Source organism: Streptomyces sp. NPDC056580, assembly GCF_042793175.1.
Classification (GTDB): Bacteria; Actinomycetota; Actinomycetes; order Streptomycetales; family Streptomycetaceae; genus Streptomyces.
Genome location: NZ_JBHTVE010000009.1, coordinates 236,523 through 256,443 on the forward strand (window position 1 = coordinate 236,523; position 19,921 = coordinate 256,443).

19 protein-coding genes and 5 tRNA genes are annotated in these 19,921 nt (G+C 71.6%); 17 read left to right on the forward strand and 7 right to left on the reverse strand.

Annotation, left to right across the window (positions count from 1 at the left end):
* Nucleotides 1-4: 4 nt before the first annotated feature.
* Nucleotides 5-3,943, reverse strand: a complete 3,939-nt coding sequence (locus ACFQ9Z_RS21800; protein WP_383020734.1) for a nitrate- and nitrite sensing domain-containing protein — start codon at nt 3,941-3,943, stop codon at nt 5-7.
* A 564-nt stretch (nt 3,944-4,507) separates the two neighbouring features.
* Between ACFQ9Z_RS21800 and ACFQ9Z_RS21805 the strand changes: the two genes are divergently transcribed.
* From ACFQ9Z_RS21805 to ACFQ9Z_RS21845, 9 genes are all read left to right on the forward strand, one after another.
* A complete protein-coding gene (locus ACFQ9Z_RS21805) occupies nt 4,508-4,702 on the forward strand; it encodes a hypothetical protein (protein ID WP_383020737.1) in 195 nt (64 codons plus the stop codon).
* 511 nt (nt 4,703-5,213) lie between these two features.
* On the forward strand, nt 5,214-5,999 hold the full coding sequence (locus ACFQ9Z_RS21810) for a fumarylacetoacetate hydrolase family protein (RefSeq protein WP_383020741.1): 786 nt from the start codon (nt 5,214-5,216) through the stop codon (nt 5,997-5,999).
* Nucleotides 5,992-7,476, forward strand: coding sequence for a glutamate--tRNA ligase (gene gltX, locus ACFQ9Z_RS21815; RefSeq protein ID WP_383020745.1), 1,485 nt, complete (start codon nt 5,992-5,994; stop codon nt 7,474-7,476). The genes ACFQ9Z_RS21810 and gltX overlap by 8 nt, the downstream gene beginning before the upstream one ends.
* A gap of 112 nt (nt 7,477-7,588) precedes the next feature.
* The gene (locus tag ACFQ9Z_RS21820; RefSeq protein WP_383020750.1) at nt 7,589-8,323 is read left to right on the forward strand and encodes an HAD family hydrolase; all 735 of its coding nucleotides are present in this window, start codon (nt 7,589-7,591) and stop codon (nt 8,321-8,323) included.
* Nucleotides 8,324-8,414: 91 nt separating this feature from the next.
* Nucleotides 8,415-8,486 (forward strand) — tRNA-Gln (locus ACFQ9Z_RS21825).
* A 38-nt stretch (nt 8,487-8,524) separates the two neighbouring features.
* A tRNA-Glu gene (locus ACFQ9Z_RS21830) sits at nt 8,525-8,597 on the forward strand.
* Between the two features lie 62 nt (nt 8,598-8,659).
* A tRNA-Glu gene (locus ACFQ9Z_RS21835) sits at nt 8,660-8,732 on the forward strand.
* Between the two features lie 21 nt (nt 8,733-8,753).
* A tRNA-Gln gene (locus tag ACFQ9Z_RS21840) sits at nt 8,754-8,825 on the forward strand.
* A gap of 28 nt (nt 8,826-8,853) precedes the next feature.
* Nucleotides 8,854-8,926: transfer RNA gene (locus tag ACFQ9Z_RS21845), tRNA-Glu, on the forward strand.
* A gap of 52 nt (nt 8,927-8,978) precedes the next feature.
* On the opposite strand, the gene ACFQ9Z_RS21850 is transcribed toward ACFQ9Z_RS21845, so the two are convergent.
* Nucleotides 8,979-9,623 carry a MerR family transcriptional regulator gene (locus ACFQ9Z_RS21850; protein WP_383020753.1) on the reverse strand — a complete coding sequence of 215 codons (645 nt, stop codon included), beginning with the start codon at nt 9,621-9,623 and terminating at the stop codon, nt 8,979-8,981.
* An 81-nt stretch (nt 9,624-9,704) separates the two neighbouring features.
* On the opposite strand from ACFQ9Z_RS21850, the gene ACFQ9Z_RS21855 reads away from it, so the two are divergent.
* On the forward strand, nt 9,705-10,229 hold the full coding sequence (locus tag ACFQ9Z_RS21855; RefSeq protein WP_383020756.1) for a DUF4188 domain-containing protein: 525 nt from the start codon (nt 9,705-9,707) through the stop codon (nt 10,227-10,229).
* A gap of 127 nt (nt 10,230-10,356) precedes the next feature.
* Here ACFQ9Z_RS21855 and ndgR read toward each other — a convergent pair whose 3' ends face one another.
* Nucleotides 10,357-11,073, reverse strand: coding sequence for an IclR family transcriptional regulator NdgR (ndgR, locus tag ACFQ9Z_RS21860; protein WP_061925666.1), 717 nt, complete (start codon nt 11,071-11,073; stop codon nt 10,357-10,359).
* Between the two features lie 191 nt (nt 11,074-11,264).
* Between ndgR and leuC the strand changes: the two genes are divergently transcribed.
* The 4 genes from leuC (at nt 11,265) to ACFQ9Z_RS21880 (ending at nt 14,570) form a co-directional block, all read left to right on the forward strand.
* Entirely contained in the window at nt 11,265-12,692 is a 1,428-nt protein-coding gene (gene leuC / locus ACFQ9Z_RS21865) for a 3-isopropylmalate dehydratase large subunit (RefSeq protein WP_383020763.1), read from the forward strand.
* Nucleotides 12,693-12,694: 2 nt separating this feature from the next.
* Complete coding sequence (gene leuD / locus ACFQ9Z_RS21870) at nt 12,695-13,288, forward strand: 3-isopropylmalate dehydratase small subunit (RefSeq protein WP_383020768.1); 594 nt, start codon at nt 12,695-12,697, stop codon at nt 13,286-13,288.
* Between the two features lie 264 nt (nt 13,289-13,552).
* A complete protein-coding gene (locus ACFQ9Z_RS21875; RefSeq protein ID WP_281294640.1) occupies nt 13,553-13,783 on the forward strand; it encodes a hypothetical protein in 231 nt (76 codons plus the stop codon).
* 136 nt (nt 13,784-13,919) lie between these two features.
* On the forward strand, nt 13,920-14,570 hold the full coding sequence (locus ACFQ9Z_RS21880) for an HU family DNA-binding protein (RefSeq protein ID WP_383020773.1): 651 nt from the start codon (nt 13,920-13,922) through the stop codon (nt 14,568-14,570).
* 82 nt (nt 14,571-14,652) lie between these two features.
* Here ACFQ9Z_RS21880 and ACFQ9Z_RS21885 read toward each other — a convergent pair whose 3' ends face one another.
* Both ACFQ9Z_RS21885 and cofC read right to left on the reverse strand, forming a co-directional pair.
* Nucleotides 14,653-14,856 carry a hypothetical protein gene (locus tag ACFQ9Z_RS21885; RefSeq protein WP_383020776.1) on the reverse strand — a complete coding sequence of 68 codons (204 nt, stop codon included), beginning with the start codon at nt 14,854-14,856 and terminating at the stop codon, nt 14,653-14,655.
* Nucleotides 14,857-14,966: 110 nt separating this feature from the next.
* On the reverse strand, nt 14,967-15,605 hold the full coding sequence (cofC, locus tag ACFQ9Z_RS21890; protein ID WP_383020780.1) for a 2-phospho-L-lactate guanylyltransferase: 639 nt from the start codon (nt 15,603-15,605) through the stop codon (nt 14,967-14,969).
* Between the two features lie 216 nt (nt 15,606-15,821).
* Between cofC and ACFQ9Z_RS21895 the strand changes: the two genes are divergently transcribed.
* The 3 genes from ACFQ9Z_RS21895 (at nt 15,822) to ACFQ9Z_RS21905 (ending at nt 18,997) form a co-directional block, all read left to right on the forward strand.
* Nucleotides 15,822-16,664: a lysophospholipid acyltransferase family protein gene (locus tag ACFQ9Z_RS21895; RefSeq protein ID WP_383020785.1), complete on the forward strand. Its 843-nt coding sequence runs from the start codon at nt 15,822-15,824 to the stop codon at nt 16,662-16,664.
* Entirely contained in the window at nt 16,661-17,671 is a 1,011-nt protein-coding gene (locus tag ACFQ9Z_RS21900) for an NAD(P)H-dependent glycerol-3-phosphate dehydrogenase (protein WP_383020788.1), read from the forward strand. Before ACFQ9Z_RS21895 ends, ACFQ9Z_RS21900 begins: the two co-directional genes overlap by 4 nt.
* Before the next feature lie 168 nt (nt 17,672-17,839).
* On the forward strand, nt 17,840-18,997 hold the full coding sequence (locus tag ACFQ9Z_RS21905) for a D-alanine--D-alanine ligase family protein (RefSeq protein WP_383020791.1): 1,158 nt from the start codon (nt 17,840-17,842) through the stop codon (nt 18,995-18,997).
* 10 nt (nt 18,998-19,007) lie between these two features.
* Here the strand turns inward: ACFQ9Z_RS21905 and ACFQ9Z_RS21910 are convergent, their stop codons facing one another.
* Nucleotides 19,008-19,526 carry a DUF3515 domain-containing protein gene (locus ACFQ9Z_RS21910; RefSeq protein ID WP_383020794.1) on the reverse strand — a complete coding sequence of 173 codons (519 nt, stop codon included), beginning with the start codon at nt 19,524-19,526 and terminating at the stop codon, nt 19,008-19,010.
* Between the two features lie 20 nt (nt 19,527-19,546).
* Nucleotides 19,547-19,780 carry an Lrp/AsnC family transcriptional regulator gene (locus ACFQ9Z_RS21915; RefSeq protein ID WP_143635949.1) on the reverse strand — a complete coding sequence of 78 codons (234 nt, stop codon included), beginning with the start codon at nt 19,778-19,780 and terminating at the stop codon, nt 19,547-19,549.
* Between the last annotated feature and the right edge of the window lie 141 nt (nt 19,781-19,921).

A 19,921-nucleotide genomic window follows, 5' to 3' on the forward strand; every position in this document is an offset into this window, starting at 1 on the left:
TCAACTAACGCTCCTGCTGGTGAGTGGGGCTCGGGAAGCTGCCGGTCTGGCCGCTGCCGGCCTGACGGCCCTGAGCGATGCCCCGACGGAGATTGGTCAGCCGGCCGCGTACCTCGTCGGGCGCACGCGAGACCTGCGGACCGCTTTGGTGCTGTTGCTGCTGAGCCGTGCCCGGGACGAGGTTGGCCCGGGGCACCCGGCGCGGCAGGCCTGAGGTGGTGACGCCGCCCGCCGCGGGCTGCCGTACGCGCTCCGCCTGCCGGACGAGTTCGTCGTTCGGCGAGGTGCGCCAGGAACCGGTTGCGGCGGAACGCTGCGGGGCGGACGCCTGCTGCTGCGGCGCCGCGGCCGGGGTGCTGTCCGGCTGACTCTGCTGACCGTGGAACCAGTTGGTCTCCAGCGTGTCGAACAGCGGGGTGCGGCCGTCGCCCGGACCGGTGGCCGGCGGCAGCGCCTCCGGCTCGCGGCGGACGGGAGGCTGCGGCTGCGGGGCCGGGGGACGCGGCGCGCCGAAGTCGGCGCGGCCCCCCGGCTGCGGCCGCTCGAACTGTCCGGTGCCGGCCGGGTTCTGGCGGTCGGGCAGCGCGTGCTGACCGGTGGAGCCGCCGTCGTAACCCTGCGGGGCCGCGAACTGGCCGGTGCTCTGCGGGTCCTGCTGCCCGGCCGCCGACGTGCCGAAGACGTCGGAGCGGACGAACTGGCCGGTGGCGCCCTGCTGACCGTACTGGCCGGTGCCGCCCTGCTGACCGCCGTACTGGCCGGTGGTGCCTTGCTGGCCGCCGTACTGGCCGGTGCCGCCCTGCTGGCCGTACTGGCCGGTGGCGCCTTGCTGGCCGTACTGGCCGGTGCCGCCTTGCTGGCCGCCGTACTGGCCGGTGGCGCCTTGCTGGCCGTACTGGCCGGTGGCGCCTTGCTGGCCGTACTGGCCGGTGCCGCCCTGCTGACCGTACTGGCCGGTGTCCTGCGGGCCGGACGGACGCTGGAACTGGCCGGTCTGCTGCGCGGCGTCGGCGCCGGGGCGCGCGAACTGGCCGGTGGAGCCGTTGCCCGCGAAGTCCGGGCGGGGGAACTCGCCGGTGGAGGCCGGACCCTGGGCGTCGATCCGCGGCATCTCCGCCGTCGCGCCCGGGCCCTGCCGGTCGTCCAGGCGCGGCAGGTGCGAGGTCTGCGCCGGGTCCTGCTCGTCGTGGCCGCGCGGGGCGTCCAGCGAGGCACGTGACATCGGGGCCTGGGCGTTGCCGCGCCAGTCCGCGGGACCGGACTGCGGGTTGCCGCCGGGCAGTTCGGCCCGGGCGCCGCCGCGCGGCGGAAGCTGGGGCTGACGGCCCTGGTCCTGGGCGCCCGCGCCACCGCGGGGCGCCGCCGGACCGCGGCCGCCGAACATGTCCTGCTGCGGGCCGCCCGCGGCCTGCTGGCCCGGTCCGGCGCCCGGCGTCTGACCGCCGAAGCCGGCCGCGCCGGCCCCGGCCGGAGCCGGCCGGCCCTGCTGCGGGCCGCCCGGACCCTGCGGGCCGCGCGCCTGGCCCGGCGCACCGGGACGGCCGCCCTGGCCCGTGCCGGGCAGCGCGGCCCGCGGGCCCTGGCCGGAGCCGACCTGGCCGCGCTGGCCCGGTCCGGCGCCGAGGCGTCCGGCGGACGGCGCACCGCCGAGGGCGCCGCCCTGGCCGCCGCCGTTGTTCCGGCGGGCGGCGGAGGCACCGGCCGCGGCCTGAGCGGCGGCCGGGCCGCCGGTCGCCGCGGGCGCGCCGGGCTTGCCCGGAGCGGGCTTCTTGCCGCCCTGGGCCACGTCCACGGGCAGCATGACCAGCGCGGTCGTGCCACCGGAGTCGGACGGGCGGAGCTGGATGCGGATGCCGTGGCGCTGCGACAGACGGCCGACCACGAACAGACCCATGCGGCGGGAGACCGACACGTCCACGGTGGGCGGCGAGGCGAGCCGCTCGTTGATCGCCGCGAGGTCCTCGGGGGAGAGGCCGATACCGGTGTCGTGGATCTCGATCAGGACGCGGCCGTCGGGCAGCGCGTGACCGGTGACCTTGACCTTGGTCTGCGGCGAGGAGAAGGAGGTGGCGTTCTCGAGCAGCTCGGCGAGGAGGTGCACGAGGTCGTTGACCACGCGGCCGGCGACCTCGGTGGTCGGCACGGCGGCCAGCTCGATGCGCTCGTACTGCTCCACCTCGGACGCGGCGGCGCGGAGCACGTCGACCAGCGGGACCGGGCGGGTCCACCGGCGGCCGGGCTCCTCACCCGCGAGGACGAGGAGGTTCTCACCGTTACGGCGCATGCGGGTGGCGAGGTGGTCGAGCTTGAACAGCGAGGAGAGCTGGTCCGGGTCGGCCTCGCGGGACTCCAGTTCGGAGATGAGCGAGAGCTGACGCTGGATCAGACCCTGGGAGCGGCGCGAGAGGTTGGTGAACATCGCGTTGACGTTGCCCCGCAGCAGGGCCTGCTCGGCGGCGAGGCGGACCGCCTCGCGGTGCACGTCGTCGAAGGCCGCGGCCACCTGGCCGATCTCGTCCCGGGAGTGCACACCGACCGACTCCACGGACGTGTCCACGTCCTGCGGGTCGGACTCGGAGAGCTGCTTGACCAGCTCGGGCAGCCGGTCCTGGGCGACCCTGGTGGCCGTGTCCTGCAGCCGGCGCAGCGAGCGGATCATGGACCGGGCCACGACGAAGGCGCCGACCAGCGAGACGCCGAGCACGATGAGGATCAGCGCACCGGAGAGGATCGCCTCCTGCTCGGAGGACGATTTCAGCTCGCGGGCCTTCTGCTCCATGTCCTCGAGCAGCGTGTGCTCGATGTTCTTCATCTGCTGGATCTTGGTCGAGCTGTCGTCGACCCAGTCGCGGTAGGAGCGCGCCGGCAGGTCGTTGAGGCCGCCGGGGGACTCCAGGACGCGCTTGGCGTACAGGTCCGCCGCCTGGATCGTCGGGTTGGTGTCCTCGATCGGCTTGAGCAGCTCGTCCGGGTTCTGGCTGCTGTAGATCTTGCGGAAGATCGCGATCTGCGACTTCTCGCTCTCGTTCGCAGACTTGCCGTAGAGCTGGTCGTTCTTGGACAGCTCGCCCTTGGAGGTGTTGCTGGAGGTCAGGGCCGCCGCGATGACGGCTCGCTGCACGGAGGCGTACTCCTTGGCGCTGGAGAAGGCCGCCAGGGCGCGGGTGCGCGAGATCATCTCCGGGTTGCTGGACGCCTCGGCCATGGACTGGGAGAGGTCGATCAGCTGGGTGATCAGCCGGTGGTACGCCTCGACCGTCTGCGTCGAGTTGTTCTTCGACTTGTAGGCGTCCTGGCGGATCTTGGCGAGGCCGTCGAGCTGGTTGGCGAGGCTGACCAGGGTGTCGCGGACGCCCTGGAGGTTGCCGTTCTTGCTCGCCTCGTCGATCTGCTCGGAGGAGTCGAGGAAGTTCTCCCGGGCCCGGTCGGTCTTGTCCTGGTAGCCCTTGACCGTGTAGTCGGTCGGCTTCAGCCCGTGCGCCAGCGGACCGGCGGACTGGTCGCGCTCGTCCTGGAGCGCCATGGCCAGCTCGGTCGCCTGCTTGGTCATGTCCGTCAGCAGCTTCATGTTGTCGAGCTGCTGGATGTCGTCCATCGAGTCGCTGATGCGCAGCGCGCCCAGCGAGGTCGCCGCGACGACGGGGAGCGCCAGCAGCGACACCAGGCGCGTGGAGATGCGCCAGTTGCGCAGGGCCACGCGCGAGCCGGGGCCGCTCGGGTTCCTGCCGGCCGGCTTCACGGGCGGAGCGGGGGCCTGGGCCTTCGCCTGACCGGCCGGGCCCGCCGAGGAGGGCGCGCCGGGTCGCCCGGAGCGCTCACCGCCGTCACCGGGCTGGGCCGCGCCCGGATTCTGGGCGTGCTGGGGGGAGGAACCGCGGTCGGTCCCGCCGTGCGCCTCCGGCTCCGCCGAAGCGCTGCCATCCCTCTTGAAACGTCCCTGCACTAGCGTCGCAACCTCTGGACCAGGCGCCCCTCCGCGCGAACGGAGGGACACGGTGTCGGCGTCTTGGAGAGCGCCCTGAATACGCCCCCCGGTGGTCTTGAGTGACCCGGCGCTGGTTCCCCCTATCTCGCCGCCACTCGGCGCTGCGTCGCGCCCCTTGCGCCGGCTCGATCCCGCGGCGGTCCGTGGAATTCCAGCACAGTGCCGGATCTCCAACAAGGGCCGTGAGCCGAGCTGTGACCTACGTGACGGAACGTGAGGCTCAGGCTACGACCCGTGTAAGTCGATCTCGTACAAAACGGGCGTACCACTGTCGCGCGCTGCTCGGTGCCCGGTGTCCCAGTCGCCATGATCGGGAGCGGAATGAGCGCTTCAAGGGGTCAATGTCCGTTTCTCCGGGAGGAGATGGGAGTCGGGAATGACCGGTTTGTCTATGAGGTGGTGAGCAAACTCACATGGAGAACTTGTGGAGTTCACGTCCGTGACGGGGAATCCGATGTTTAGCCTTGCGCTTTACAGGATGAGATGCCCTGTCAACCCACCAGCAGCCACAGGATGACAACGGTGAAGACGACGATGATGTTCCGCACGATAGCCAACCCGCGGCGCACGACGCTGGCGCACCTCGAGGACGCCGACGACCTGCAGACGCCGGAGCTGCCGGAGCACTCCATCGACCTCCCGGCCCAGACGGCCAACCCGCGGCGCACCGTCCTCATGGAGGTCCCGGTGGGCGCCGCCGCCCCGGCCGGCGAGTAGCCGGACCCGGCACCCGGCACACCGAGCGCGACCCGCCACACCGAGCGCGACCCGCCACACCGAGCGCGGCCCGGAGATCACATGATCTCCGGGCCGCGCTCGCTTTTCGGCGGGTTTCACTCCCCGGTCCCATTTCCCGCCCGCCGGATTCCCGGCCGTCCGTTCCGATGCGCCGGGCCGCCGTCCGCGACGGATTTCCCGGAGGCCGGTACGCGGCGGGCCCGGGCCCGTGTCCGGGGGGCGGTGCCCGCCCCGCCGGCCCGGTCGCGCGCCCTCGTGGGAGGGGCCGGGCCCCGGGCGGCGCGGCCCGCACGGACGCGGGCGTCCGGGGAATTCCCTGAGTAATGCACGAAAGTTCCGACCGCTTAATCCCGCGGAAATTCGGGATCACGAAGCCGTGATCCACCGGCTGTGAAAACCCGCCACGCCGTACTGCCCGAACACCGGGCGGCCCGACCGGTTAACCTGGGGCGTCAGTACGCCGGTTCTAGTTGAGGGGCGCAAGGATCCCGTGCGCATCGCCAGGTTCTCCATCGACGGGAACGTAGCCTTCGGCGCGGTCGAGGGCGACAAGGAGGACGAACTCGTCCTCGACATCATCAAGGGCATCCCGTTCACGGACCACGAGCTGTCCGGGACGAAGGTGCCGCTCAGCAAGGTCAGGCTGCTCCCTCCGGTGCTCCCCAACAAGGTCGTGGCGTTCGGCCGCAACTACGCCGAGCACGCCCGCGAGCTGGGCAACGCGGTGCCCGACGCCCCCTTCGCCTTCTTCAAGCCCTCCACCTCGGTGATCGGACCCGGGGACGAGATCCAGTACCCGTCCTTCTCGCAGGAACTGCACCACGAGGCCGAGCTGGCCGTCGTCATCGGGCGCATGTGCCGCGAGGTCCCGCGCGAGCGCGTCAAGGACGTGATCTTCGGCTACACCTGCGCCAACGACGTCACCGCCCGCGACGTGCAGAGGCGCGAGAAGCAGTGGGCGCGGGCCAAGGGCTTCGACTCCTCCTGCCCCCTCGGCCCCTGGGTGGAGACCGGCCTGGACCTGGAGCGCGCGGGCGACCTCACCGTCCAGCTCACCGTCAACGGCGAGCAGCGCCAGCTCGGCCGCACGAGCGAGATGATCCACCCCATCGAGGACCTGATCGTCAACATCACCGAGGCCATGACGCTGCTCCCCGGCGACGTCGTCCTCACCGGCACCCCCGCTGGGGTCGGCCCCCTGAACGTCGGCGACGAGGTCGCCGTCACCATCGAAGGCATCGGCACTCTCACCAACAAGGTTGTCAAGCGTGGCTAGCGCATCCGGCTCACCCGTACGCGTCCGTTTCTGCCCCTCGCCCACCGGTAACCCCCACGTGGGCCTGGTCCGCACCGCCCTGTTCAACTGGGCGTTCGCCCGGCACCACCAGGGCACCCTGGTCTTCCGCATCGAGGACACCGACGCGGCCCGCGACTCCGAGGAGTCCTACAACCAGCTCCTCGACGCGATGCGCTGGCTGGGCTTCGACTGGGACGAGGGCCCCGAGGTCGGCGGCCCGCACGCGCCGTACCGCCAGTCGCAGCGCATGGACCTCTACAAGGACGTCGCCGCGAAGCTCCTGGAGGCCGGCCACGCCTACCACTGCTACTGCTCCCAGGAGGAGCTGGACACCCGGCGCGAGGCCGCGCGCGCCGAGGGCAGGCCGTCCGGCTACGACGGCCACTGCCGCGACCTGAGCGAGGCCGAGGTGGAGGAGTACAAGGCCCAGGGCCGCTCCCCGATCGTCCGCTTCCGTATGCCCGACGAGCCGATCACCTTCACCGACCTGGTCCGCGGCGAGATCAGCTACCTCCCGGAGAACGTGCCGGACTACGGCATCGTGCGCGCCAACGGGGCCCCGCTGTACACGCTGGTGAACCCGGTCGACGACGCCCTGATGGACATCACCCACGTCCTGCGCGGCGAGGACCTGCTCTCCTCCACCCCGCGCCAGATCGCCCTGTACAAGGCGCTGACCGAGCTGGGCATCGCCAAGCGGACCCCGGCCTTCGGCCACCTGCCGTACGTCATGGGCGAAGGCAACAAGAAGCTCTCCAAGCGCGACCCGCAGGCCTCGCTCAACCTCTACCGCGAGCGCGGCTTCCTGCCCGAGGGCCTGCTCAACTACCTCTCCCTGCTGGGCTGGTCGCTCAGCGCGGACCAGGACATCTTCTCGATCGAGGAGATGGTCGCGGCCTTCGACATCGAGGACGTGAACCCCAATCCGGCGCGCTTCGACCTCAAGAAGTGCGAGGCGATCAACGCCGACCACATCCGGATGCTGGAGGTCAAGGACTTCACCGAGCGCTGCCGCCCGTGGCTGAAGCCCCCGGTCGCGCCCTGGGCGCCGGAGGACTTCGACGAGGCCAAGTGGCAGGCGATCGCCCCGCACGCGCAGACCCGTCTGAAGGTCCTGTCCGAGATCACCGACAACGTCGACTTCCTGTTCCTGCCCGAGCCGGTCTTCGACGAGGCGTCCTGGACGAAGGCGATGAAGGAGGGATCCGACGACCTCCTGCGCACGGCGCGCGAGAAGCTGGAGGCGGCCGACTGGACCTCGGCGGAGTCCCTGAAGGAGGCCGTCCTGGCCGCCGGCGAGGCGCACGGCCTCAAGCTCGGCAAGGCCCAGGCCCCGGTCCGCGTCGCAGTCACCGGCCGCACGGTCGGCCTGCCCCTCTTCGAGTCCCTGGAGGTCCTGGGCAAGGAGAGGACGCTGGCCCGCATCGACGCGGCACTGGCGAGGCTCGCGGCGTAACGAACGCCACACGCCGAGGGCGGCGCACGGGACACCCGGGCGCCGCCCTTCGCCGTGCCTCCCCCCGTCCGCGCACCGGACACGGCGGCCGTGCGCCGGTTACGGTCGGGTCATGAGCATTCGCGCCGTGGTCTGGGACGTGGACGACACCCTCTTCGACTACACCACCGCAGACCGCGAGGGCATGCGCGCCCATCTGGTGGCCGAGGGGCTCCTCGCCGGGTACGGGTCGCCGGACGAGGCGCTCGCGCGCTGGCGGGAGATCACCGACCGGCAGTGGGCCCGCTTCGCCGCCGGCGAGGTCGACTTCCTCACACAGCGGCGCGACCGGGCCCGCGTCTTCCTGGACCGGCCGGAGCTGACGGACGCCGAGGCCGACGACTGGTTCCAGCGGTACGTGCGGCACTACGAGGCGGCCTGGTCCCTGTTCCCGGACGTCCTGCCGGTGCTCGACGCCCTGGCCGCCAGCCACCGCCACGCGGTGCTGTCCAACTCCAGCCTGACCGTCCAGGACCGCAAGCTGCGCCTGCTCGGCGTCCGGGACCGCTTCGAGGCGCTGCTGTGCGCCGCCGAGCTGGGCGTCTCCAAGCCCCTGGCCGGCGCCTTCCTGGCCGCCTGCGACGCCCTGTCGCTCGCCCCGCACGAGGTCGCGTACGTCGGCGACCACCCGGAGATCGACGGCCGGGGTGCCGCGGAGGCCGGGCTGCTGTCGGTGTGGATCGACCGCGGCGGCGCCTACGCGACCGTGGACCCGCCCACCGGACCGCACCGGATCGCGTCCCTCTCCGAACTCCCCGGGCTCCTCGGCACGGATAGTCGTTTTGGAGCCCCGTCCACCTTCGGGTAATGTTCTTCCTGCGCCGCCGGAGAGCGGGCCGAAAGGCCGGGAACCGGAGGTGCGAACTAGAACGAGAACCCCTGAGGGGCTTGAGTTCCAGTGGCCTATGGTGTAATTGGCAGCACGACTGATTCTGGTTCAGTTAGTCTTGGTTCGAGTCCAGGTAGGCCAGCTCGCAGAGCTCATCTGCGCCGCGGATCACATCCGCAAGCCCCCGTTGTGTAGCGGCCTAGCACGCCGCCCTCTCAAGGCGGTAGCGCCGGTTCGAATCCGGTCGGGGGTACAGATCCTTCCCGCGAGGAGAGTTCGGGTAGCTCCCGCTCATCTCGATGCAGGATCGCTAGGGCCCCCGTTGTGTAGCGGCCTAGCACGCCGCCCTCTCAAGGCGGTAGCGCCGGTTCGAATCCGGTCGGGGGTACTGACTGGTCTAAACCATCATTGGTCTATGGTGTAATTGGCAGCACGACTGATTCTGGTTCAGTTAGTCTTGGTTCGAGTCCAGGTAGACCAGCTCGGACCTGCGGAAACGCAGTGTCCACGCCCCCGTTGTGTAGCGGCCTAGCACGCCGCCCTCTCAAGGCGGTAGCGCCGGTTCGAATCCGGTCGGGGGTACAAGGGAAGGCCCTCCGCTTCGGCGGGGGGCCTTGGCCGTTCCCGGCGCGGGTCACTCGAAGCCGTACCGCCGCGCCGTCTCCTCCTCCTGGGCCAGCCGGTGCAGCGCCCGCAGCACCGGCTCGTTGAGGACCGCCCCCAGCACCGCGAACTCGACCCGCTCCGCCCCCGCCGGGTGGGTCTCCATGTTGTCCAGGTCCAGGACGGCCGTCCGGTGCATCAACTCGGCGTACGGAGCGAGCTGTTCGGCCCCCCAGTCGTAGCCGATCCGGCGGAACGCGGCCACCGCGACCACCAGCGAGCGGTACGAGGGCGAGATGGTCGTGAGCTGCTTGGTGTTCTCCCAGCCGAGCCGGTCCAGGAGGGCGGCGACCTCGCCGTGCGCCGCCCGGACGTACTCGTCGTCCTCGTCCGGCTCCGGGAGCTGCGGCAGCGCCCACATCGCCGCGCCCAGGCGGATCGTGCGGCCGAGCGAGTCGTCGTCCACGTGCCCGAGCACCTCGCGCACCTTGGCCACCGGCACCCCGCCCACCTGGATCATCGCCCGCACCAGCCGCAGCCGGCGCAGGTGCTCCTCGTCGTACTCGGCCGTCCTGGGGTTGACCTGGCGGCCCGGCGGCAGCAGTCCCTCGCGCAGGTAGTACTTGATCGTCGCCCTGGACACACCGCTGCGCTCGCTGAGCTCCGCCAGCCGCATCTCTTGCGCCTCTCCTAGGGAAGTGCCACTATCCAAGCATCACCGGAAAGATAGTGCAGCTATCCAGTGAGGGGGACCGGCATGTTCGCGAAGCCCGTGCGGGGACACACGACCGCCGCGGTCGAAGGGGATGCGGTGGTGCTGCTCATAGGCATGAGGATCAACCACTTCCGGGCGGTGCACCAGTGGCTCCCGGTCGTGCTGTCGATGATCCGCATGCTGCGGGAGCTCGCGCGTGACCCTGACCGGGGACTGCTGGGGCACGTGCTGCTGACGGCCTCGCCGCGGACGTACTACGTCGTCCAGTACTGGGAGTCCAAGGACAAGCTGTACGCCTACGCCACCTCGCCGCAGATGTTCCACCACCGGGCCTGGGCGGCCGTCAACCGCAAGGACCGCCAGGGCAAGGCGCGCGGACACGTCGGGCTGTGGCACGAGACGTACGTCGCACCCGAGGGCTCGCACGAGTCCGTCTACTTCGACATGCCGGCCTTCGGCCTCGCGAGGGCGCACGGTCAGGTGCCGGTGGAGCGGCGCGGCCGCTACGCGGCGGACCGGTTCGCGCACCGTTCGCGGCCGGTGCCGGAGTCCGGGAAGACCGCCTGACCGGGAGGACCGGGAGGACCGGGAGGACCGGGGGGACCAGCAGGACCGGGACCGGGGGGACCGGGGAGGGCTCGCCGCGGCGTTGGGGCGGGCCCTTCCCGGTGTGTGGTTCCCGGGGCGCCCGGTCTCAGCCCGAGCGGCGCAGCGCCTCGGAGAGACGGGCCGCCGCGTCGATGACCGCCTGCGCGTGCATGCGGCCCGGGTGGCGGGACAGGCGCTCGATCGGGCCGGAGACGGACACCGCGGCCACCACGCGGTTGGAGGGGCCGCGCACGGGCGCGGAGACGGACGCCACGCCCGGCTCGCGCTCGCCGATGGACTGGGCCCAGCCGCGCCGCCGGACGCCCGACAGGGCGGTCGCCGTGAACCGGGCGCCCTGCAGGCCGCGGTGCAGCCGCTCCGGCTCCTCCCAGGCCATGAGGATCTGGGCGGAGGAGCCGGCCTTCATCGTCAGCGTGGAGCCGACCGGGACCGTGTCCCGCAGTCCGGACAGGCGTTCCGCCGCGGCCACGCAGATCCGCATGTCACCCTGGCGCCGGTAGAGCTGCGCGCTCTCGCCGGTGACATCGCGGAGGTGGGTGAGCACGGGGCCCGCCGTGGCCAGCAGGCGGTCCTCGCCGGCCGCCGCCGCCAGTTCCGCGAGGCGCGGGCCGAGGATGAACCGGCCCTGCATGTCGCGTGCCACCATGCGGTGGTGTTCCAGGGCCACGGCCAGGCGGTGGGCCGTGGGTCGTGCCAGTCCGGTGGCGCCGACCAGACCCGCGAGGGTGGCCGGACCGGACTCCAGAGCGCTCAGGACGAGGGCCGCCTTGTCCAGAACGCCGACGCCGCTACTGTTGTCCATGAAACGATACTCGCGTCTCACTCTGTGAAACGCAAGTTCAATTTTCCGTGGAAAGCGCCACCCTGGAATCAGACAGCGGCCCGAGCAGCACAGGGCCCGGCGGCGGACGCCCGAGGACACCGGGGCGCGGGCGCCGTCTCCCCAAGATCTCTAGTTGGGCCGGTGGACGCTCGCCGGCCGAAGGGAAAGCGATGGGTAGGACACTCGCGGAGAAGGTCTGGGACGACCACGTCGTCCGGCGCGCCGAGGGCGAGCCCGACCTCCTCTACATCGATCTGCACCTGCTGCACGAGGTGACCAGCCCGCAGGCCTTCGACGGGCTGCGCAAGAGCGGCCGCCAGGTGCGCCGTCTCGACCTCACCATCGCGACCGAGGACCACAACACCCCGACCCTCGACATCGACAAGCCCATCGCCGACCCCGTCTCCCGCGCCCAGCTGGAGACGCTGCGCAAGAACTGCGCCGAGTTCGGGGTGCGGCTGCACCCGCTGGGCGACGTCGAGCAGGGCGTCGTGCACGTCGTCGGCCCCCAGCTCGGCCTGACCCAGCCCGGCACCACCGTGGTATGCGGCGACTCCCACACCTCGACGCACGGCGCCTTCGGCGCGCTGGCGTTCGGCATCGGCACCTCCCAGGTGGAGCACGTGCTGGCCACCCAGACGCTGCCGATGGCCCGCCCCAGGACCATGGCCATCACCGTCGAGGGCGAGCTGCCCGACGGCGTCACCGCCAAGGACCTGATCCTGGCGATCATCGCGCGGATCGGCACCGGCGGCGGCCAGGGCTACGTCCTGGAGTACCGCGGCTCCGCCATCGAGAAGCTCTCGATGGAGGCCCGGATGACCATCTGCAACATGTCGATCGAGGCCGGTGCCCGCGCGGGCATGATCGCCCCGGACCAGACCACCTTCGACTACCTCGAGGGCCGTCCGCACGCTCCGGAGGGCGCCGACTGGGACGCCGCGGTCGAGTACTGGAAGACCCTGCGCACCGACGAGGACGCCGTCTTCGACGCCGAGGTCGTCATCGACGCCGCCGAACTGTCGCCGTTCGTCACCTGGGGCACCAACCCCGGCCAGGGCGCGCCGCTTTCGGCGTCCGTCCCCGACCCGGCTTCGTACGAAGACGCTTCGGAGCGGCTCGCCGCCGAAAAGGCCCTGGAGTACATGGGGTTGGAGGCCGGCCAGCCGCTGCGTTCCATCGGTGTGGACACCGTCTTCGTAGGCTCGTGCACCAACGGCCGCATCGAGGACCTGCGCGCCGCCGCCGAGCTGCTGCGCGGCCGCAAAGTCGCCGACGGCGTACGGATGCTGGTCGTCCCGGGCTCCGCGCGGGTCGGTCTGCAGGCCGTCTCCGAGGGCCTGGACGTGGTCTTCAAGGAGGCCGGCGCCGAGTGGCGGCACGCGGGCTGCTCGATGTGCCTCGGCATGAACCCCGACCAGCTCGCCCCGGGTGAGCGTTCCGCGTCCACCTCCAACCGCAACTTCGAGGGGCGGCAGGGCAAGGGCGGCCGCACCCACCTGGTGTCGCCGCAGGTCGCGGCGGCCACCGCGGTCCTGGGGCACCTGGCCTCGCCCGCCGACCTGACCGACGACCGCACGCCCGCTGGAGTCCGATAACCATGGAAGCCTTCACCACCCACACCGGCCGGGCCGTCCCGCTGCGCCGCGGCAACGTGGACACCGACCAGATCATCCCCGCGCACTGGCTCAAGAAGGTGACGCGGGACGGCTTCGAGGACGGGCTGTTCGAGGCCTGGCGCAAGGACGCGGAGTTCGTGCTCAACCGTCCCGAGCGCCAGGGCGCGACCGTCCTGGTCGCCGGTCCGGACTTCGGCACCGGCTCCTCCCGGGAGCACGCCGTCTGGGCGCTGCAGAACTACGGCTTCAAGACCGTGATCTCCTCCCGCTTCGCGGACATCTTCCGGGGCAACTCGCTGAAGAACGGCCTGCTCACGGTGGTGCTCGACCAGAAGGTCGTGGACCAGCTGTGGGAGCTGACCGAGGCGGACCCGCAGGTGGAGATCACCGTCGACCTCGAGGCCCGCGAGGTGCGCGCCCCGGGCGTCACCGCCCCCTTCGAGCTGGACGAGAACTCCCGCTGGCGGCTGCTGAACGGGCTGGACGACATCTCCATCACCCTGCAGAACGAGGCCGACATCGCCGCCTACGAGGTCGAGCGGCCCGCCTACAAGCCGCGCACCCTCCAGGTCTGACCCGAGGGCCCCGGCAGGTCGACTTTCGGCCACCCCAACACCCCGGCTGTACCCCCGATCGCCACGATCGGGGGTACAGCCATGTCTGCACCCGAACGGCCCCGCACGGGTGATCGCGGCGGCACAACTTCCCACGTTAGAGCGGTGTTTGGCCGGGTAGGCGCCCGTCGGGGACGAGGTCCGCGCGAGCGCCGACACGACTGTCCGGCGCGGCAGTTGCACCCTGCGCAGGCGACAACTCGCCCCAGATGGCACAATCTGTGCATGGACCACGACGGCCAACTCCAGCTCTATGCGGCAGTCGCGGGCCGGCTCAAGGAAGCGCACTCGAGGGTGCGCGCACTGCAAGTCCCGGAGGGCGTACGGATGGCGCTGACCCGGAAGCTGCTGGTCATTACGGCCGCGGCCAAGCACGATCTCGCCGGTGCGGCAAGGAGACTGGAGCGGTTCATCGCGGACCTCGACGAGGGACGGTTCCCCGAAGAGGACCACTGAGCGGTCCTGGGCAGCCGAGTTCGCTGCGGCACAAGGGTGATAAGCCCGTTTCGTGTTTGATTTGCGGTATATATCTGCCTAACGTGCGAAAAAGCTTGAACACTTTGGTTCTGGCGATGTCTCCGAAGGGGAAGACGTGAACAAGGCGCAGCTCGTAGAAGCGATTGCCGACAAGTTGGGTGGCCGCCAGCAGGCGGCCGACGCTGTCGATCATGTTCTGGACGCCATCGTCCGCGCGGTCGTCGCGGGCGAGCGGGTCTCGGTCACCGGCTTCGGGTCCTTCGAGAAGGTGGACCGCCCCGCCCGCTACGCTCGCAACCCCCAGACGGGCGAGCGGGTTCGCGTGAAGAAGACCTCCGTGCCGCGCTTCCGCGCCGGGCAGGGCTTCAAGGACCTGGTGAGCGGCTCGAAGAAGCTGCCGCGCGGCGGCGAGGTCTCGGTGAAGAAGGCGCCCAAGGGCAGCCTGTCGGGTGCGCCGCCCACCATCGCCAAGGCCGTGGGCAAGAAGGCCGCCACCAAGAAGACGACCGCGGCCGCGAAGAAGGCCGCCGCGAAGAAGGCGACGCCCGCCGCCAAGAAGACCACGGCCGCCGCCAAGAAGACGACCGCGAAGAAGACGACGGGCACCAAGGCGGCCGCCAAGAAGACCACCACGGCCAAGACCGCCGCCAAGACCACCGCCAAGAAGGCCCCGGCGAAGAAGGTCACCGCCAAGAAGGCCCCGGCCAAGAAGTCGACGGCTCGCAAGACCACCGCCAAGAAGGCCACCGCCCGCAAGGCGTCTTGAGATCACCAGGGCACTCACGCGCCGGGCCGGACTCCTCTCGGGAGTCCGGCCCGCGGCCTGTGCGCCGACTTGATCAACGCCCCTAGAACGTCTGCAGGGTCACCAGGGTGATCCGCCGGGCCGCGCCCTCGTGTTCCGTCTCGATCCGCACCCGCTGCCCGGGCCGCAGCAACCGCAGCCCGCCCGCGTCGAACGCCGCCGCGTCGAAGGGCACGGGGGTCCCGTCGTCGAGCAGCACCTGCCCGCTGCGGGTACCGGGGTCGTAGGTGTACGCGGTGGCCTGCATGACGGCCAGCGTAGTGCCTGCGCGGGCCCCCCGCCGGGCCGCGGGTACGCGCCGGACGCCGGCCCGCCACGGCTGATCGCGCCCTCACCGGCGCCGCTCCGGGACGCCGCTCAGGACTCCGGGATCAGCAGCCCCGCCGACACCGCCGCCGTGTACGGACCCACACCGAGTGCCAGCGCGGCCCGCAGGTCCTCACCCGTGTCCACGTCCTGCCGTACGGAGTTCACGTCCGGCGGCGCGAGTTCCGTCGCGCCGGACGCCCGGTGCCGGGCACGGGAATCGGTGCCGAACGCCGGCCGCAACGGCTGTCCGGGCGCCGCCCCCAGCAGAGTCGTGCCCACCGCGGCCGCGTCCGCGAGAAAGGCCCGCGGATACTCGGCCGCCGCGTCCAGCACCCGGGACAATTCATCGGGGCGCAGCGCCGGAAGATCCGCGTTCAGCGCCGCGACCGCGGCGGCCGGGCGCGATTCCCGTACGACGCAGGCGCCGTGGGCGAGCGCGGCGTTCAGCCCGCTGCCCGGAGCGTCCGGGACGATCCTGGCCCCCAGCGCCTCCAGCGCCCGGCCCGCCAGCGCGTCGTCCGTGACGACCACCACATCGGCGACCGAGGCGCAGGCCAGCGACGCGGCCACCGTGTCCTGCGCGAACGCGAGCGCGAGACCCGGGCGCACCCCGTCCGCGGCGGTGTCCGAAAGCCTGCTCTTGGCCCGCGCCAAAGGCTTCAGGGGGATGACCAAGCTCCACTGCACCGGCGTACCGCCCCTCTCTCGTCGCGCTCATTGTCTCCCGGCGCGTCCGGCCGGGCGGGTGCCGGTGGGGACGCGAGGCTCCCGGCGGAGCGGTGGCCGGGGACGGGCGGGCGTACGGTGTTCTCGACAGACCGGCGGCCGGGGGCGACACTTGTGCGGCTCCCGGCCGAGGTGCCGAGCTGACAGCCCTTAGAGGCCCTAGAGGAAGGTGTCCGCGTGCCCCGCCGCCAAATCGGGTTCTGGTACCGCTTCGCTGCGGTCCTCTGCAAACCGCCGCTGGTGGTTCTGATCAAGCGGGACTGGCGCGGAATGGAACACATTCCGGCCGAGGGCGGATTTATCACCGCGGTGAACCACAATTCACACGTGGACCCCTTCGCGTACGCGCACTATCAGTACAACACCGGACGGGTTCCGCGATTCCTGGCGAAGAGCGGCCTTTTCAAGAAGGGATTGGTCGGCGCCGCCATGCGCGGCACCGGGCAGATCCCCGTCTACCGCGAGAGCACGGACGCGCTCAGCGCGTTCCGGGCCGCGATCGACGCCGTGGAGCGCGGCGAGTGCGTCGCCTTCTACCCCGAGGGCACCCTCACCCGCGACCCCGACGGCTGGCCCATGACCGCCAAGACCGGCGCCGCCCGCGTGGCCCTGCAGACCAAGTGCCCGGTGATCCCGGTCGCCCAGTGGGGCTGCAACGAACTGCTGCCGCCCTACGCCAAGAAGCCCAACCTCCTGCCCCGCAAGACGCACCACGTACTCGCCGGCCCGCCGGTGGACCTCTCCCGCTTCTACGACCGGGAGGTGACCGCCGACGTGCTGAAGGAGGCGACGGAGGTCATCATGGCGGCCGTCACCCGCCAGCTCGAGGAGATCCGCGGCGAGAAGGCGCCCGAGACCCCATACGACCCGCGCCGCGAGCGGATCGAGCAGCGCCGCAGGACCGCCGAACAGGCCGCGCGGCAGGCGGCCGCCGCCGAGACGGCCGTCGCGGGCCCGCAGGTGGCCGGGGCCGGCCGGGAAGTCTCGCGGACCGGCACCGAGGAGGAGAGCGGCAAGTGAGCACGCCTGTCCGCGCCGCCGTCATGGGCGCCGGCTCGTGGGGCACCGCCTTCGGCATGGTCCTCGCCGACGCCGGCTGCGAGGTCACCCTGTGGGCCCGCCGCCCCGAGCCGGTCGAGGCGGTCAACTCCACCCGCACCAACCCCGACTACCTGCCCGGCGTCGAACTCCCGCGCAACCTCAGGGCCACCGACGACGCCGCCGAGGCGCTGCGCGACGCGGACTTCACCGTCCTCGCCGTGCCGTCCCAGACCCTGCGCGCCAACCTCGCCGAGTGGACCCCGCTGCTCGCGCCGGACACCGTGCTGGTCTCCCTGATGAAGGGCGTCGAGCTGGGCTCCACCATGCGGATGAGCGAGGTGATCGACGACGTCGCCAAGGTCGGCGCCGGCCGCATCGCCGTCGTCACCGGGCCCAACCTGGCCCGGGAGATCGCCGCCCGCATGCCGGCCGCGGCCGTCGTGGCCTGCACCGACGAGGCCGTCGCCCAGCGGCTCCAGACCGCCTGCCACACGCCGTACTTCCGGCCGTACACCAACACCGACGTGGTGGGCTGCGAACTCGGCGGCGCGGTCAAGAACGTCATCGGCCTGGCGGTCGGCATCGCCGACGGCATGGGCCTCGGCGACAACGCCAAGGGCTCGCTCATCACCCGCGGCCTCGCCGAGACCACCCGGCTCGGCATGGCGCTCGGCGCGGACCCGCTGACGTTCTCCGGACTGGCCGGTCTCGGCGACCTGGTGGCCACCTGCTCCTCACCGCTGTCCCGCAACCACACCTTCGGCACCAACCTCGGCAAGGGCATGACCCTGCAGGAGACCATCGCGGTCACCAGGCAGACCGCCGAGGGCGTCAAGTCGTGCGAGTCAGTTGCGGATCTGGCGCGCCGGCACGGGGTGGAGATGCCCATCACCGAGACGGTCGTGGACATCGTGCACGAGGGCAAGCCGCCGGTGGTCGCCCTCAAGGAACTGATGTCGCGCAGCGCCAAGCCCGAGCGGCGCTGACCCCCGGCCGGCGGGGGGCCGGCGGCCGTCCGCCCGGGGCGCGGCGGCCGTCCTCGCGGCGCCCGGCCGCCCTCCGCGCGACGCTGAGCGACCGTCCGTGCGACGCTGAGCGACCGCGCCGGAGCGGCCGCTGACTTGGGGGATACCACCGGGTACTCTCAACCCGATATGAGCACCGAGAACCTCCCCCAGAGCCCTGACCAGCCGTCCCGCAAGCCGCGCGTGGCCGTCGTGTTCGGCGGGCGCAGCTCCGAACACGGGATCTCCGTGGTCACCGCGGGCGCCGTCCTGAAGGCCATCGACCGGACGAAGTACGACGTCCTGCCGATCGGCATCACCGCGGACGGCCGTTGGGCCCTGACGGCCGACGAGCCGGACCGGATGGCCATCACCGACCGCCGCACCCCGAGCGTGGCGGAGCTGGCCGAGTCGGACGAGGGCGGCGTGGTGCTCCCCGTCGACCCCGCGAACCGCGAGGTCGTCTACAGCGAGCCCGGCTCGGTGCCCAAGGCGCTCGGCGAGGTCGACGTGGTCTTCCCGGTGCTGCACGGCCCGTACGGCGAGGACGGCACCCTGCAGGGTCTCCTGGAGCTGTCCGGGGTGCCGTACGTGGGCTCGGGCGTGCTCGCCTCGGCCGTCGGCCAGGACAAGGAGTACATGAAGCGGGTGTTCACCTCCTTCGGGCTCAAGGTCGGCCCGTACATGGTGATCCGCCCCCGCGATTGGGAGTCGAACGAGTCCGCGGCCCGCAAGCGGATCGTCGACTTCGCCGGCGAGCACGGCTGGCCGCTGTTCGTGAAGCCGGCGCGCGCGGGGTCCTCCATCGGCATCACCAAGGTCGACGACCTCTCGGGCCTGGACGAGGCCATCGCCGAGGCCCGGTCGCACGACCCGAAGATCCTCATCGAGGCCGCCGTGCGCGGCCGCGAGATCGAGTGCGGCGTCCTGGAGTTCGAGGACGGGCCGCGCGCCTCGGTGCCGGCCGAGATCCCGCCGCCGGACACGCACGCCTACTACGACTTCGAGGCCAAGTACATCGACTCCACGCCCGGCATCGTCCCGGCGCCGCTCACCGACGAGGAGACCGCCGAGGTGCGGCGGCTCGCGGTCGAGGCGTTCGAGGCGGCATCCTGCGAGGGCCTGGTCCGCGCCGACTTCTTCCTCGACGAGGACGGCGAGTTCGTGATCAACGAGATCAACACCATGCCCGGTTTCACGCCCATCTCGATGTACCCGCAGATGTGGCAGGCCACCGGGATCGGCTACCCGGAGCTGGTGGACCGGCTGGTGCAGGCGGCCCTGCGCCGCTCGACCGGACTGCGCTGACCCGGCGCGATCACCGCATGGAGGCGATCCCCTCGGGGATCGCCTTCTTCACGGCGTCCGCCAGATCCGTGAGCACCCCGGCGCCCTCGTCCTGTGCCGACATCCCCCCGGGCAGGCTCACCTGCACATAGGCGACGCGGTTCGCCGTGGTGAACCGCCAGGTGCCGTCGCCGCGCTTCTCCATCAGCCAGTCGACGCCGTTCACCCCGCCCGCGACGGCGTCCGGGTCGCCGCCCTGGGCCACCTCGGGGTCGACCATCTTCGGCGGCCGGACGACGCCGCAGCGCAGTATGATCGCCGGGCTTCCCCAGCCCGCCGTGTAGGCGGACCGGGGTTCGGGGTCGTGACGGCTCCGTCCGTCGAGCTTCCCGGGCAGCGCCCGGTGCAGGTCCCGGCAGACCTCCGCCGTCTTCGCGTCGGGGGTGGGAACCGCGACCGTGGCGCTGTCGTCTGCTGTGGAGCAGCCCGTGACCGCGATCAGCAGCGCGGGCGCGAGCAGGTGGGTCGGCCGGTGGCGGAAGAAGTTCACCGGCCAAGCGTAGACGGGGGCTACAGATGGACGACCGGGCAGGTCAGGGTGCGGGTGATGCCGTCCACTTGCTGGACCTTCGCGACCACCATGCGGCCGAGCTCGTCGACGGTGTCGGACTGTGCGCGCACGATGACATCGTACGGTCCCGTCACGTCCTCGGCCTGGATCACTCCAGGGATCTTGCCGATCGTCTCGGCGACGGTCGACGCCTTGCCGACCTCCGTCTGGATCAGGATGTACGCCTGTACCACGGAACCTCCAGAGCGGCCACGAGGATCATGTGGGGAAAAGGAACGCCACGGTATCGCGTCGCCGCTCCCCGCGGGGAGACCCGCGGGGACCGGGCTTGCGCGCCAGGGGTGCAGGCACGACAGAAGTTGACGGTCACCTCG

Coding starts and splice junctions, on each gene's coding strand:
- leuC (WP_383020763.1), top strand. CDS start 11,265: ATGGGTAGGACACTCGCGGAGAAGGTCTGGGACGACCACGTCGTCCGG.
- ndgR (WP_061925666.1), bottom strand. CDS start 11,073: ATGGACAACAGTAGCGGCGTCGGCGTTCTGGACAAGGCGGCCCTCGTC.
- ACFQ9Z_RS21855 (WP_383020756.1), top strand. CDS start 9,705: ATGTTCGCGAAGCCCGTGCGGGGACACACGACCGCCGCGGTCGAAGGG.
- ACFQ9Z_RS21875 (WP_281294640.1), top strand. CDS start 13,553: ATGGACCACGACGGCCAACTCCAGCTCTATGCGGCAGTCGCGGGCCGG.
- ACFQ9Z_RS21885 (WP_383020776.1), bottom strand. CDS start 14,856: ATGCAGGCCACCGCGTACACCTACGACCCCGGTACCCGCAGCGGGCAG.
- ACFQ9Z_RS21905 (WP_383020791.1), top strand. CDS start 17,840: ATGAGCACCGAGAACCTCCCCCAGAGCCCTGACCAGCCGTCCCGCAAG.
- ACFQ9Z_RS21820 (WP_383020750.1), top strand. CDS start 7,589: ATGAGCATTCGCGCCGTGGTCTGGGACGTGGACGACACCCTCTTCGAC.
- ACFQ9Z_RS21850 (WP_383020753.1), bottom strand. CDS start 9,623: ATGCGGCTGGCGGAGCTCAGCGAGCGCAGCGGTGTGTCCAGGGCGACG.
- leuD (WP_383020768.1), top strand. CDS start 12,695: ATGGAAGCCTTCACCACCCACACCGGCCGGGCCGTCCCGCTGCGCCGC.